Here is a 13,422-nt window from a genome sequence, read left to right as displayed (position 1 = left end):
TACCGCAAATGATCAGCCTGCCGGGTTCGTCGCCTGGCAGGTCTGGTCATTTGCTGTTTGTGCGCCAATGTTCCCTTGGGCCGGTGCAGGGGTGGGTTTGTCGCCTGAGGCAAAGTCCTCTCCCGCGTAGACCTGGACGCCCTGGATGGCCGAGGCGGGTTGGATGCTGCTTGCCGGCAAACCGAACAGCGCGGCGACGTCCGCTGCCACATCCTCGAAACCGGACTGGTAGTAGACCACGGTAGTAGGCGCTGGTTGGGCCTGGAGCTTGGTGATCATGGTGAAGCCGGCCGCCGTGAGTGTATCCGCGATGGCGTTGCTCCGGCCCGCCACGCTGGTGCCGTTGGCCACCGAGACCGGTTGGAGGGATTTGTCATAGGAGGGCGTGGCAGGCGCCGTGGACTGGTCGGCCTGCGCCGGGGCACCCTTGCTGAGGTCCGCGCTGTTCTGCAGGGCCGAGAACAGGTTTCCTGCCGCTGGTTCGTCCAAGGCAAGCCGGTTGGGATCAGAGGGCGCCGGCACCGTAGGCACGGTGATGAAGTTGACCTTCGCAGGGTCGATGTTCTTGAGCCGGTCCGCGATGGACAGCAAGGAGGGCACCGAAGCCAAACCAGTGTCCACTGTGAGGTTCTTGGTCATGGTGTCTGCGATGTCCAGCACCTTTTGCGGGTTGCTGAGGGTTCCCTCGGATTTGAGCTTACGGGTCAGGGATCCGAGGAACGCCTGCTGGGCCTGGATGCGGCCCAAGTCGCCGCCGTCGGCGAAAGCATGACGGGTCCGGAGGAAAGCCAGCGCCTGGTCGCCCTGCACCTGCGAGGTTCCCTCCGGGAGCTTCAGCCCGGAATCGGGATCGTTGACGGCCGAGTTGACGCAAACATCCACGCCGCCAACCGTGGTGGAGAGTTCCTTGACGGCATTGAAGTCGGCCATCATGAAGTGGTCCACTTCGAGTCCTGTCAGTTTGCTCACGGTGTCCACGGCGCAACCTATGCCTGCCTCGGCCATGGCGCTGTTGATCATCACGCCCTCCCGTGCGGCGTGCTGCTGCTTGGTCTCCTGGTCGGTGCATTCCGGGACGTCCACCAGCAGGTCTCTCGGGAAGCTGATGACGTTGACGTTCTGGTTGTCCGCGGAAATGTCCACCAGCATCAGGACGTCCGACTGCCCATAGCCGGAGGATTGGTCCGCCGTGCCGTACTGGCTGTTCTTGCCGCTGCGGGTATCGCTGCCCAGGACCAGGATCTGGAGCCGGTCCTTCCTGTCGTCAACGGCCCCTTCAGTACGTGTGCCACCCGCGCCCAAGGAACCGGTGGAGATGTTCGATTGCAGGCGCCAGAGCCAGTAACCGCCGAAGCACAGGACGCCCACCAGCACTGCGGCAACCACCAGGATGCCCACTCTCAGCCAGCGGCGGCGCTTGCGCGTCGGGGAGCCCAGGCTGCCTTCGGCGAGGCTTCCTTGGCCGGGGTAAAGCGTGGGTTCTGCGGGGTTGTGGTCAGGGGTATTGTGGCGACCTTGCACGTCGCGGGCCTTTCCTCGGGGTAAGAAGCTGTCTATGGTACGCACCGAATCTGGGAACTTCCCGAGTCACGGTCCTTGCCCGCCGGCCGGCCCGCCACCATCTGCACCGCTGCTGACGGCCGCTGACGGCTGCACGGCAGGTGAAGGGCAGCCCGGCCAAGTAGACTGGTCCGGAAAACCATTTGAACTTTGCAGGGGAGATCCATGGCTGCGATCAACCGTGACGACGTCGCGCATCTTGCGCGTCTGGCTCACATTGAAATGAGTGCCGAAGAGCTGGACAGGATGGCCGGCGAGCTTGCCGTCATTGTGGATTCGGTGAAGTCCGTCAGCGAAGCCGCCGGGGACGACGTCCCGGCCACGTCCCACCCGATTCCGTTGACCAACGTGTTCCGCGAGGACGTTGTGGGCCACACGTTCACGGCCGAGCAGGCATTGTCCGGCGCCCCTGACGCTGCCGAGGACCGTTTCAAGGTTCCGGCAATTTTGGATGAGGACTAACACCATGACTGAACTGAAGAACGAACTCATCCACCACTCCGCTGCCGACCTCGCCGCCAAGCTGGCCGCCCGCGAGGTATCCGCCGTCGAGGTCACCCAAGCGCACCTTGACCGCATCGCCGACGTCGATGGCCAGGTCAATGCCTTCCTGCACGTGAACACCGAAGAAGCGCTGTCCGTCGCGGCAGACGTCGACGCCGCGCGGAGTGCGGGCGAGGACCTGCATGCGCTGGCGGGCGTGCCCATCGCGGTCAAGGACCTGATCGTCACGATCGGCCAGCCCACCACTGCCGGTTCCAAGATCCTCGAGGGCTGGCACAGCCCCTACGACGCTACGGTCATCAAGAAGCTCCGCGCCGCGAAGATGCCCATCCTGGGCAAGACCAACCTTGATGAGTTCGCCATGGGTTCCTCCACGGAGCACTCGGCGTATGGGCCCACCCGCAACCCGTGGGACCTGGATCGCATCCCCGGCGGTTCCGGCGGCGGCTCGGCTGCCGCCGTCGCAGCTTTCGAAGCACCGCTGGCTCTTGGTACGGACACCGGCGGCTCCATCCGCCAGCCCGGTGCCGTCACGGGAACGGTTGGCGTGAAGCCCACGTACGGTGCCGTGTCCCGGTACGGTGCCATCGCGATGGCGTCTTCGCTGGACCAGATCGGCCCGGTCTCCCGGACCGTCCTTGACTCCGCGCTGCTGCAGGAAGTCATCGGCGGGCACGATCCCTTCGATTCCACCTCCTTGACCGATCCCTTCACCAACCTGGTTGCTGCCGCCCGCCTGGGCAACGTGGCCGGAGTGAAGATCGGCATCATCAAGGAACTGCACGGCGAGGGCTACCAGGCCGGAGTCGAGAACCGCTTTAACGAGTCCCTTGAGATCCTCAAGGACGCCGGTGCGGAAATCGTGGAGGTTTCCTGCCCCAACCTCAAGTACGCCCTGGGCGCCTACTACCTGATCATGCCGTCCGAGGTGTCCAGCAACCTGGCCAAGTTCGACGGCGTCCGCTACGGCTTGCGGGTCCTCCCCAAGGACGGCCCCATGACCATCGAACGCGTCATGGCCGCAACCCGCGCCGCCGGTTTCGGCGACGAAGCCAAGCGCCGCATCATCCTGGGCACCTACGCCCTGAGCGCCGGGTACTACGACGCCTACTACGGCTCGGCCCAGAAGGTCCGTACGCTGATCCAGCGCGACTTCGACGCCGCCTTCGCGCAGGCCGATGTCCTGATCTCGCCCACCGCGCCCACCACGGCGTTCAAGCTGGGGGAGAAGCTGGACGATCCGCTGGCCATGTACCTCAACGATGTCGCCACGATTCCGGCCAACCTTGCCGGTATCCCGGGCCTGTCCCTTCCCGGCGGCCTGGCTGACGAGGACGGCCTTCCCGTGGGCATCCAGCTCCTGGCCCCTGCCCGCGAAGACGCCCGCCTGTACCGCGTGGGCGCCGTCCTCGAATCCATCCTTGAAGAGAAGTGGGGCGGCCCGATGCTCGCACAGGCACCTGTACTGGGTTCTGCTTCCACCACCGCCGGAGGTTCCAACTAATGTCCGTCGACGCAACCCTGAGCTTCGAAGAGGCCATGGAGAAGTACGATCCCGTCCTGGGGTTCGAGGTCCACGTGGAGCTCAACACCAAGACCAAGATGTTCTCCTCGGCACCGAACGTCTTCGGCGATGAGCCCAACACCAACGTCAACGAGGTTGACCTGGGCATGCCCGGCGTTCTTCCCGTGGTCAACAAGACGGCCGTGGAGTCCTCCATCAAGATCGGCCTGGCCTTGAACTGCAAGATCGCCGAGTCCTGCCGCTTCGCCCGGAAGAACTACTTCTACCCGGACACGCCCAAGAACTTCCAGACCTCGCAGTACGACGAGCCGATCGCCTACGACGGCTACCTGGACATCGAGCTGGAAGACGGCACGGTTTTCCGCGTTGAGATCGAGCGCGCGCACATGGAAGAGGACGCCGGCAAGCTGACCCACATGGGTGGCGCCGCGGGTCGTATCCAGGGTGCCGACTACTCTTTGGTGGACTACAACCGTGCCGGCGTTCCGCTGGTGGAAATCGTCACCAAGCCGATCGAGGGCGCGGGCAGCCGGGCACCGGAACTGGCCAAGGCGTATGTTGCGGCGATCCGCGAAATCGTGAAGAACCTCGGCGTTTCCGATGCCCGCATGGAGCGCGGCAACGTCCGTTGCGATGCCAATGTGTCCCTCCGGCCGCACGGCCAGGAGCGCTTCGGCATCCGGTCCGAGACCAAGAACGTGAACTCATTGCGCGCCGTGGAGCACGCCGTCCGCTACGAGATCCAGCGCCATGCAGCCGTTTTGGACTCCGGCAACCCGATTGTCCAGGAAACGCGCCACTGGCACGAGGACACCCGTTCCACGACGTCCGGCCGGCCCAAGTCCGACGCCGACGATTACCGCTACTTCCCTGAACCGGACCTGGTTCCCGTGGTTGCCTCGCGCGAATGGGTTGAGGAGCTGCGCGCCACCTTGCCCGAGCCGCCCGCGGAGCGCCGCAAGCGCCTCAAGGAAGCCTGGGGATACTCGGACCTCGAGTTCCGCGATGTGGTGAACGCCGGCGTCATGGACTCCATCGAGGAGACCGTTGCTGCCGGTGCCAGCGCAGACGTCGCCCGCAAGTGGTGGATGGGCGAGGTTGTTGGCCGTGCCAAGACCGCCGAAGTTGAGCCCGCCGAACTCGGTGTTACGCCGGAGCTGATCGTCGAACTCAACAAGTTGGTTGAAGGCGGCAAGATCAACAACAAGATGGCCTCCCAGGTCCTGGACGGCGTCCTCGCCGGTGAAGGAACCCCGGAGGAGATCATCGAGAAGCGCGGCCTTGCAGTTGTTTCCGACGACGGCCCGCTCCTGGAAGCCATCGATGCCGCCCTGGCCGCCCAGCCGGACGTCGCAGAGAAGATCCGAGGCGGCAAGGTCCAGGCCATCGGTGCGATTGTTGGCGGCGTTATGAAGGCCACCCGTGGCCAGGCCGACGCCGGACGTGTCCGCGAACTGATCCTCGAGAAGCTCGGGGTAGAGGGCTAAAACGCCCTTCGCAAGAAGCAGGCCGCAGATTTTGTCTGCGGCCTGCTTCTTTATAGCGCCACGGTCCTGAAGCCAAGGTTGGCACTGGCCGAATCCGGCGTGTTCGAACTGCGCGCCGCCAACCGGTACCGGTTGCAGTAAGAGTCGTGGCATAGGTAGGAGCCGCCGCGCATGACGCGTCCGCGTCCTACAGTGGGTCCCTGCGGGTCTTGTACCGTGCCGTTGGCCAGGCATGTTGCGTAGTACTTGGGCAGGAACCAGTCGCTGCACCACTCCCACACATTGCCGCTGGTCTGGTACAAACCGTAGCTGTTCGGGGCGAACCAGCGGGCGGGGGCGGTGGTCAGGAAGCCATCCTCCACGTCGTTGCGCACGGGGAATTCGCCCTGCCAGATGTTGCAGTTGTGACGGGATTCCCCGTCGCCGGAGTTATGGAGGTCATTGCCCCACGGGTAGCGCAGGCCGTCCTCCCCGCCACGGGCCGCGTACTCCCATTCGGCCTCAGTAGGGAGCCGTCGGCCGGCCCAGGCGCAGTAGGCCAAGGCATCGTTGTAGGAAACGTGGGTCACTGGGTGGTCGGGAATTTCGCTCCAGCTGGAGAGCGGTCCGGCCGGGTGTGCCCAGTTGGCGCCGCGGACGTTCAGCCACCACGGGACGTTGTTGACCCGGTTGAGGATGTCCTTCGGCTCGGCCTGGACCGCCAGGTGGAAGACGGGCGAGGTTCCGAAGCTTTCCGATTCGGTCCGGTAGCCGGTGGCGTCCACGAAAGCCGCGAACTCCTGGTTCGTGACGGTGGTGGCGCTGATGAGGAAGGCTCCGACTGCCACCTCGTGCACGGGAGACTCGCCGTCGTCCGCATACCCCTCATTGAAGGGATCGCCCATGGTGAACGTCCCGGCGGGGATGGGGACGTCGTGGGAACCGGCCTGCGCGGACGTACCTTCGGGCGTGGGTTCTTGGGCGGAACGCACGACGCCGGTTAGCGGCGTGGGGTGTCCGTCCGCCGCGCGCTGTGGTGGCGTCAGCCCCGGCGTCGAACTTTCCCGGGCGGTTCCGCCCGGACTGCAGCATCCTGCCATTCCCGCTCTTTCCTCCGTGCGAAGCCGTCCGTTGTGTTCGCCCGTCCTCCATCTTACTGGCGCTCCATATTGCTCAAAGTGATGAAAACTGATTTCTAAACGCAGTTTCAATCATGATCTTGCAAAAGTCGCATGGGTCACCTATGGTTTGTTAAACGGTTAACGAACGTGGCTTGAATCACACTCAGCACTTGAGGAGACAGCATGAACTCGACAACGGAACAGGCTCCGGCATTGCCCGAAGCCAGCCGTGTCCCGGCTCGGGAGGGCGCCAATGCGCCAGTGTCCCGCTCCCGGAAAGGCAAGGGCACCAAGCCGCCCAGCCAGAGCTTCCGCTCGCGTTTGAAGCGGGACAAGCAGATGCTCCTGATGATGGTGCCGGGCATCGCCTTCCTGTTGCTCTTCTTCTACATCCCCATCCTGGGCAACGTCATTGCCTTCCAGGACTACCAGCCCTACCTGGGCATCGGGGACAGCCTCTGGGTGGGCTGGCAGAACTTCGTGGACCTCTTCGCCAACCCGGACTTCATCCACGCGTTCTGGAACACGCTGTACCTGGCGGCCTGGCAGCTGGTGTTCCTGTTCCCCGTTCCACTGGTCCTGGCCCTGATTGTCGATTCCCTGATCAGCACCAGGGTCCGGCAGGTCTTCCAGAGCATCGCCTACCTGCCCCACTTCCTTTCCTGGGTCCTGGTGATCGCCTTCTTCCAGCAGATGCTGGGCGGTGCCGGCTTCGTGAACAACCTGCTCCGGGACTGGGGCATGGATCCCATCCCGTTCATGACCAACTCCGAGACATTCCCCGTGCTGGTGGTGGTCCAGATGATCTGGAAGGACGCCGGCTGGGCCATGATCATCTTCCTCGCCGCCCTGGCGAGCATCGACGCTTCCCTCTACGAGGCGGCCGCGGCGGACGGTGCCGGACGGTGGCGCCGCATGTGGCACATCACCCTGCCCGGCCTGCGTCCCGTGATCGTCCTGCTCCTGATCCTGCGCATCGGCGACATCCTCTCGGTGGGCTTCGAGCAATTCATCCTGCAGCGCGACGCCGTCGGCGCCGGGGCCGCGGAAGTCCTGGACACGTTCACCTACTACACCGGTGTTGTGGGTGGCGGCTGGAGTTCGGGTGCTGCGGCCGGCTTGGCCAAGGGCGTGGTCAGCATGCTGCTGATCTATGGCGCGAACAAGTTGGCACACCGCTTTGGCGAAGACGGCATCTTCGCTCGAAAGGTCGGCTAGCCCCAGCGGCGGCCGAACAAGGAGAACCCCCATGGCAACAACACTTTTCACCCGCAAACCGCGGGAGCTGAGCTACAACCCCAAGCGTCCGGTCTGGAAGGAACGCCCTTCCGCGCTCTACCAGACCGTCAAGTCGGTGGTCCTGGTGGCCTTCAGCCTGTCCATCCTGGCCCCCATCCTGCTGGTGGTCTCGACGTCCCTCGCGGACAACGAACAGTTGGTCAAGGCCGGCGGCTTCGTCCTCTGGCCGGAACGTCCCACGCTGGAGGCCTACGCAACCATCTTCAAAGGCCCCATGGTGCTGCAATCCCTGGGCGTGAGCGCCCTGATCACCGTGGTTGGCACCATCCTGGCCCTTTTCGTCACCATCACCATGGCCTACGCCACCAGCCGCTCGGTGCTGTTCGGCCGCCCTGTGGTGCTGGCAGTCCTGTTCACCCTGCTGTTCGCCCCGGGCCTGATCCCGTCCTTCCTCATGATCCGCCAGCTGGGCCTGCTGGATTCGTTGTGGTCGCTGATCCTGCCCGGCATCTTCGGTGCCTTCAACTTCGTGGTGATGCGGTCCTTCTTCATGAACATTCCGGGTGAGCTGATCGAGAGCGCCAGGATCGATGGCGCCAATGACTGGCAGATCCTCTGGCGGATCGTCATGCCCTTGTCCAAGGCAGTGATCGCCGTGGTGGGCCTGTTCTACGCCGTCGGCTTCTGGAACTCGTTCTTCAACGCACTGCTCTACATCAACGACCACAGCAAGTGGCCCATCCAGCTGCTGCTCAGGAACTTCGTGGTGCAGGGGAGCGGTGCCGCCGACCAACTCGGCATCACCACCACCCCGCCGCCGCAGTCCATCCAGATGGCGGTAGTGGTAGTGGCCCTGGTGCCCATCCTCATGGTCTACCCGTTCCTCCAGAAGCACTTTGCCAAGGGCGTCATCACCGGCGCCGTCAAGGGTTAGCCCACCAAGATTCCCACGCGTCAAAAACCAACAAAGATCATCAGAAAGGGTTATGCCATGACGAGCACTACCTCAGCACAGGCTGGATTCAGCCGCCGCGGCTTCCTCGGCCTCGCCGGCCTCGCCGGCCTGGCCGTGACCGCCGTCGGCCTCTCCGCCTGCGGTGGCGGCGGAGCTTCCGGGGGTGGGGGCGCCGCTGCCTCCGCCACGGTCAAGCTGCCTACCTACAAAGAGTTCACGGGTGTGACGCCGGACATCGCCGGCAACGCCCAGGGCCTGCAGGCCGGATACTTCAAACTGCCCAACGCCGTGCAGTCCGTGAAGACCCCGCCTCTCAAGGGCAAGGTCACCGGACTCACGGAAACCTTCGACACCATGAGTCCGGGCCTGAAGGACAACCCGTTCTGGCAGCGCCTCAACGCCAAGCTCGGCGGGGACCTCGAGCTGCAGATCGCCGAAGACATCGGAGACGGCTACCCGGCCAAGTTCGCCACGGTCCTTGCCAGCAACGACCTCCCGGACATGATGTGGGTACCGCCAAACCAGGGCATCCCCAACGTAGGCCCCATGCTGGAGGCCAAATTCCAGGACCTCACGCCGTACCTCTCCGGTGACGCCGTACTCGAGTACCCCAACCTGGCCGCACTGAAGCCGGATTCCTGGAAGACCGCCGTCGTGAACGGCAAGATCTGGGGCGCTCCCATCCCGAGCACCCCGTTCGGCCAGGTATACCTGGGCAACCACGACATGTGGGCGCAGGTAGGTGGATTCGAAGCGTCCAGCGCCGACGAGTTCCTGGACAAAGCCAAGGAACTGACGCGTCCCGGCGAGCAGAAATATGCCCTGGAACCGGCCTACATCAATGCGCTGCACATGGTCACCGAATGGTTCGGGGCCCCGAACAGCTGGGCCGTCAACAAGGACCGCACGCTGACCCACCTGTATGAAACAGACGAGTACATGGCGGGCGTCGAGTTCACGGCCAAGATGTTTGCCGCCGGCGTGTTCTACCCGGATTCCAAGGCCACGGATATCCGCAACCGGGTAGCCAACGGCAGCGTTGCCGCGCAGGTGGTGGTGGGGCCGCACGATATCCGCAGCTACCGTTCGCTAAGCCGCACCGCCAAGTTCGACATCCTCATTCCGTTCAGCGCCGACGGCAAGGTCAAACCGACCTACGACATGGGCTACGGAACCGTGGGCTTCACACCGTTCAAGAAGGCCGAGGAAGGCAAGATCCGCGAACTTCTGGGCCTCATCAACTACCTGTCGGCACCGTTCGGCACGGTGGAGTACATGCAGAAGAACTTCGGCGAGCTCGGCCAGGACTACACCCTGGACGGCAGCGGAAACCCGGTCCGCACGGACACCGGAACCACCAACGCCCCTGGCCTGGTCTCTGCCCTGAACATCATGGCCAGTCCGGAGAACGTCATCTTCAACCCGGGCTTCGACGACGACACGCGCTACGTCAGCGAGCAGGAAAAGAAGCTCCTGGAACTCGCCTGGCGCAACCCCACCAACGGTTCCTACTCGGACACCAACGCCAAGGTGGGCGCCAAGATCACCAAGCAACTCAGGGACAAGGTGGTGGACATCATCACCGGCCGCGCCAAGATCGACGAACTCAAGGACGCGGTGAAGCGCTGGAAGAGCGAGGGCGGCGACAAGATGCGTGACGAGTACCAGGCTTCGTTGGACCCCAACGCGCCAGTGTTCCGGAGCTAGCCCCGCAACGCCATACGATCGAGCAAAGAATGTGACGCGGACATCAACACCAGGGGGAACCATGGCAAAAACAAGCAATACCGGCGTCAGGCCCACCATCCGCATGGTGGCCGAACTTGCCGGCGTCTCCACAGCCACGGTTTCCTATGTGATGTCCGGTCGCCGGGGTGACGGAGGGCCTGGCGTTTCGGATCCGACGGCGGAAAAGGTCAAGGCGGCGGCGGAGCGGCTCGGATACCGGCCCAACCAGGCCGCGCGCGCCATCCGCACCGGACGGACCAACACCGTGATCCTGTCGCTGACCATGCTTTCGGATCCGTGGTCCCTGTCCGTCATCGAAGCGGTCCAGCGGGCCGCGGAGCCCCTGGGCATCACGCCAATGATCCTGGGCGACGCGGACTGGGTGAAAGTGCTCGGTACGCACAACGCCGATGCCGTGTTCGTCGATGCCGTCCGTGAAGAGCAGACTGCTGCGCTCCGGAAACTGGCCGGGCACGGAACCACGCTGGTGGTCTTCAACGAAACGCTGGAACCGGAGGGTTTCGACGTGATCCGTTCCATCGCGGAGCCGGGCTGCCGGATGGCCGTGGAGCATCTTCTCCACGGCCACCGGCGGATCGCTTGCCTGACCCCGGCCACGGCTGCCGGAACGTCCGGTGGCAGCCGCTACCGGGCGTATTCGGAGGCGCTCGCCGCCGCAGGGATCGATGAACGGGAAGACTACGTGGGGCTCTTCGACGGAACCACGTCCGGAGCCTTCGCCGCCACCACCCGGCTACTGGGACTTCCGGACCGCCCTACGGCGATCTACGCCACCACCGATTTCGCCGCCGTCAGCGCCATCAACGCGGCCCAACGCCTGGGCTTGGCCGTGGGCCAGGACGTGGACATCATCGGTGTGGGCAACACGGTGGAGGGTGAGCGCATGTCTCCCTCGCTCAGCACCGTGGGTCCCGTGGACTTCTTCGACAAGCTTGCCAGGCTGCTCCTGCAGCGGGCCACGGACCCCGGTGACAAGCCGACGGTCCTGGATTTCCCCTGGCACCTCTTCGTGCGGGAATCGGCACCACACCGCAGTGCCGCAACCAGACTTAATTAGGAATCAGCAGAAGGAATTTGTACACCATGGAAAAGGATTTGAAGGTCGGCATCGTGGGTTTCGGCCTGCGTTCGGGATTGTGGAAGCACGCCCATAAGCCGGGCCAGGGGTCTGTTGTGACGATCGTCTGCGACCTCAGCGAACGTGGACGGGCCGATGCCGCCGAGCGCATCCCCACCGCACGCATCACGGACGACCTCGAGGAGTTGCTTGCCAGCGGCCTGGACGCAGTACTGGTCCTGACCCCGGACAACCAGCACGCCGCCGTCGCAATCCGCACCCTGAAAGCCGGCATCCCGACGTTCTGCGAGAAGCCCCTGGACGTCACGCTGGAGGCCGCAGACCTGATCCTGAAGACCGCTTATGAAACGGGCACACGGCTCTATGTCGGCCACAACATGCGCCACATGCCTGTTGTAGTGCAGATGCGCCAACTCATTGAGCAAGGAACCATCGGCGAGGTCAAAGCCGTGTGGTGCCGGCACTTCGTGGGCCACGGCGGCGACTACTACTTCAAGGATTGGCATGCCCAGCGCGCCAACGTCACCTCCCTGTTGTTGCAAAAGGGTGCCCACGACATCGACGTGATCCACTGGCTGGCCGGTGGCTACACCAAGCGGGTTGCCGCCGTCGGCGATCTTGCGGTCTATGGCGACGTGACCAACCGCAGCAACAACGACGGCAAGCGCATGGGGGATTGGTTCTCCCTGGACAACTGGCCGCCCACCGAACAGAAGGACCTGGCGGAGGTGATCGACGTCGAGGACATCTCCATGATGAACATGGTGCTGGACAACGGCGTCCTGGCCTCCTACCAGCAGTGCCACTTCACGCCGGATTACTGGCGGAACTACACGGTCATCGGCACGAAGGGCCGGATCGAGAACTTCGGTGACGGGCCGGGGGAGACCATCAACGTTTGGACCTCGCGCACCTCCGGGCGGGGCGAGCCGGACCAGGTCGTCACCATCCAGGATGGCGAAGGAGGCCATGGTGGCGCCGATCCGCGGTTGATTGAGGAGTTCCTGCGGTTCGCTTCGGAGGGCGGCCGGACCCAGACCAGCCCCATCGCCGCCCGCCAGGCTGTGGTGGCCGGCATCCTGGCCGCGGAATCACTGCGCGCCGACGGGTCCGCCCGGGAAGTCCCGGAGTTGCCCGCGGAACTGGTGGAGTACTTCGACGCCGGCCAGCCCGCCCTGGTCCGCGACTAGCCCAACCGGGGGACAGATTACGCTCCACTGAACCCTCATTGGAGCAAGTGCTGTCCCTACTTGGGTGCGGAAAGCCCGGTCATGACGGATTGAAGTGACTCGCAAACCGTCATGACCGATTTCCGTTTAAGGGTTTCCGGCCGGGCCAGGATGTCGATCTTGCGCACCGAGTTCACCCCGGACAACGGCCGCAGCACCACGCCGGCGTCCAGCACGCGCCGCGCCGTGAACCGCGGCAGGAGCCCGATCGCGCCACCCGCCGAAACCAGCGCCGCCACGGTGGAGTAGTCGTTGATGCGGTGCAGGACTTCGGCCGGGCGCCCGCTGACAGCCACGACGGCGGCCAGCACGTCCGCGGGGGAGTAGCCGTCGCGGCTGGTCACCCAGGGTTCATCCACGACGTCGGACGGCTCCAGTTCGCGGTGTGCTGCCAGCGGGTGGTCCGCGGGCAGGGCAATGTCCAGGGGTTCATCCGCGAGCGGGATCACCGCCACCTTGTCCTCGGGCCACGGGGGACTGTTGTCCATTCGGTGCGCCAGGACCAGGTCGTAACGCGCCGCCAGCCCCGGGAAATCCTCCTGGGCCACATCCTCGTCGGACAGGCGCAACCGTGGCGACATCCCGCCGTCGGACGCTTTTCCGCTGGCCAGCAGCGCGGCGAGCGGGGCGAACAGCGCCTGGCCCGCGCTGTGGAACGCGCTGACACTCACGGGCGCGTCGGGAGCGTCGTGGTAGGCGCCGATGGCCGCGCGGGCATCGGCCATGGCGTTCACGACGGCGGCCCCCGCCTCGGCGAGCACGCGGCCAGCGTCGGTGAGCACCAAAGCCCGGCCTTCCTTGCGGGTGAGCGGCACATCCACCGACTTCTGGAGCAGCGCAAGCTGCTGGGAAACGGCCGACGGGGTGACCATGAGGGTCTCGGCTACTGCCTTGACGCTGCCCAGGTCCCCGAGCTCCCGGAGCATCTGCAATTGGTGGATTTCCATTAGCAAATCCTAAATCGTTGATTGAGAAGAATCTAGTTGTGCTAAATCG

The 13,422-nt window shown here is 64.5% G+C and carries 11 protein-coding genes; 8 read left to right on the top strand and 3 right to left on the bottom strand.

What is annotated here, in order from left to right:
* Positions 1-12 precede the first annotated feature (12 nt).
* Positions 13-1,521, bottom strand: coding sequence for an LCP family protein (locus ACH488_RS17125; protein ID WP_397325773.1), 1,509 nt, complete (start codon positions 1,519-1,521; stop codon positions 13-15).
* Between the two features lie 204 nt (positions 1,522-1,725).
* Between ACH488_RS17125 and gatC the strand changes: the two genes are divergently transcribed.
* From gatC to gatB, 3 genes are read left to right on the top strand one after another with little or no spacing between them, the layout of a single operon-like run.
* Positions 1,726-2,022 carry an Asp-tRNA(Asn)/Glu-tRNA(Gln) amidotransferase subunit GatC gene (gatC, locus tag ACH488_RS17120; protein WP_397325772.1) on the top strand — a complete coding sequence of 99 codons (297 nt, stop codon included), beginning with the start codon at positions 1,726-1,728 and terminating at the stop codon, positions 2,020-2,022.
* Between the two features lie 4 nt (positions 2,023-2,026).
* On the top strand, positions 2,027-3,568 hold the full coding sequence (gene gatA, locus ACH488_RS17115) for an Asp-tRNA(Asn)/Glu-tRNA(Gln) amidotransferase subunit GatA (protein WP_397325771.1): 1,542 nt from the start codon (positions 2,027-2,029) through the stop codon (positions 3,566-3,568).
* Positions 3,568-5,076, top strand: coding sequence for an Asp-tRNA(Asn)/Glu-tRNA(Gln) amidotransferase subunit GatB (gene gatB, locus ACH488_RS17110; protein ID WP_397325770.1), 1,509 nt, complete (start codon positions 3,568-3,570; stop codon positions 5,074-5,076). Before gatA ends, gatB begins: the two co-directional genes overlap by 1 nt.
* Positions 5,077-5,126: 50 nt before the next feature.
* Here gatB and ACH488_RS17105 read toward each other — a convergent pair whose 3' ends face one another.
* Entirely contained in the window at positions 5,127-6,155 is a 1,029-nt protein-coding gene (locus ACH488_RS17105; protein WP_397325769.1) for a formylglycine-generating enzyme family protein, read from the bottom strand.
* Positions 6,156-6,359: 204 nt separating this feature from the next.
* On the opposite strand from ACH488_RS17105, the gene ACH488_RS17100 reads away from it, so the two are divergent.
* The 5 genes from ACH488_RS17100 to ACH488_RS17080 all read left to right on the top strand — a co-directional run bounded on the left by ACH488_RS17100 (position 6,360) and on the right by ACH488_RS17080 (position 12,387).
* Positions 6,360-7,394 carry an ABC transporter permease gene (locus ACH488_RS17100; RefSeq protein WP_397325768.1) on the top strand — a complete coding sequence of 345 codons (1,035 nt, stop codon included), beginning with the start codon at positions 6,360-6,362 and terminating at the stop codon, positions 7,392-7,394.
* A 31-nt stretch (positions 7,395-7,425) separates the two neighbouring features.
* Positions 7,426-8,349 carry a carbohydrate ABC transporter permease gene (locus ACH488_RS17095; RefSeq protein ID WP_397325767.1) on the top strand — a complete coding sequence of 308 codons (924 nt, stop codon included), beginning with the start codon at positions 7,426-7,428 and terminating at the stop codon, positions 8,347-8,349.
* Positions 8,350-8,406: 57 nt separating this feature from the next.
* A complete protein-coding gene (locus ACH488_RS17090) occupies positions 8,407-10,077 on the top strand; it encodes a sugar ABC transporter substrate-binding protein (RefSeq protein WP_397325766.1) in 1,671 nt (556 codons plus the stop codon).
* Between the two features lie 61 nt (positions 10,078-10,138).
* Positions 10,139-11,176 (top strand): LacI family DNA-binding transcriptional regulator, encoded by a 1,038-nt coding sequence (locus ACH488_RS17085; protein WP_397325765.1) that lies wholly within the window; start codon positions 10,139-10,141, stop codon positions 11,174-11,176.
* Positions 11,177-11,193: 17 nt separating this feature from the next.
* Positions 11,194-12,387: a Gfo/Idh/MocA family protein gene (locus ACH488_RS17080; RefSeq protein WP_397325764.1), complete on the top strand. Its 1,194-nt coding sequence runs from the start codon at positions 11,194-11,196 to the stop codon at positions 12,385-12,387.
* 56 nt (positions 12,388-12,443) lie between these two features.
* On the opposite strand, the gene ACH488_RS17075 is transcribed toward ACH488_RS17080, so the two are convergent.
* A complete protein-coding gene (locus ACH488_RS17075) occupies positions 12,444-13,373 on the bottom strand; it encodes a LysR family transcriptional regulator (RefSeq protein ID WP_397325763.1) in 930 nt (309 codons plus the stop codon).
* Between the last annotated feature and the right edge of the window lie 49 nt (positions 13,374-13,422).

The sequence above is a fragment of the Paenarthrobacter sp. NPDC018779 genome (genome assembly GCF_044391085.1).
In the GTDB taxonomy this organism is placed as follows: Bacteria; Actinomycetota; Actinomycetes; order Actinomycetales; family Micrococcaceae; genus Arthrobacter.
Note: the sequence above shows the minus strand (reverse complement) of the source record. Positions and strands in the feature narration are given on the sequence as shown.

What these genes read in the sequence shown, in the direction of transcription:
- ACH488_RS17100 (WP_397325768.1), top strand. Translation starts at nt 6,360, where the DNA reads ATGAACTCGACAACGGAACAGGCTCCGGCATTGCCCGAAGCCAGCCGT.
- gatA (WP_397325771.1), top strand. Translation starts at nt 2,027, where the DNA reads ATGACTGAACTGAAGAACGAACTCATCCACCACTCCGCTGCCGACCTC.
- ACH488_RS17085 (WP_397325765.1), top strand. Translation starts at nt 10,139, where the DNA reads ATGGCAAAAACAAGCAATACCGGCGTCAGGCCCACCATCCGCATGGTG.
- ACH488_RS17090 (WP_397325766.1), top strand. Translation starts at nt 8,407, where the DNA reads ATGACGAGCACTACCTCAGCACAGGCTGGATTCAGCCGCCGCGGCTTC.
- ACH488_RS17095 (WP_397325767.1), top strand. Translation starts at nt 7,426, where the DNA reads ATGGCAACAACACTTTTCACCCGCAAACCGCGGGAGCTGAGCTACAAC.
- gatC (WP_397325772.1), top strand. Translation starts at nt 1,726, where the DNA reads ATGGCTGCGATCAACCGTGACGACGTCGCGCATCTTGCGCGTCTGGCT.
- ACH488_RS17075 (WP_397325763.1), bottom strand. Translation starts at nt 13,373, where the DNA reads ATGGAAATCCACCAATTGCAGATGCTCCGGGAGCTCGGGGACCTGGGC.
- gatB (WP_397325770.1), top strand. Translation starts at nt 3,568, where the DNA reads ATGTCCGTCGACGCAACCCTGAGCTTCGAAGAGGCCATGGAGAAGTAC.
- ACH488_RS17105 (WP_397325769.1), bottom strand. Translation starts at nt 6,155, where the DNA reads ATGGCAGGATGCTGCAGTCCGGGCGGAACCGCCCGGGAAAGTTCGACG.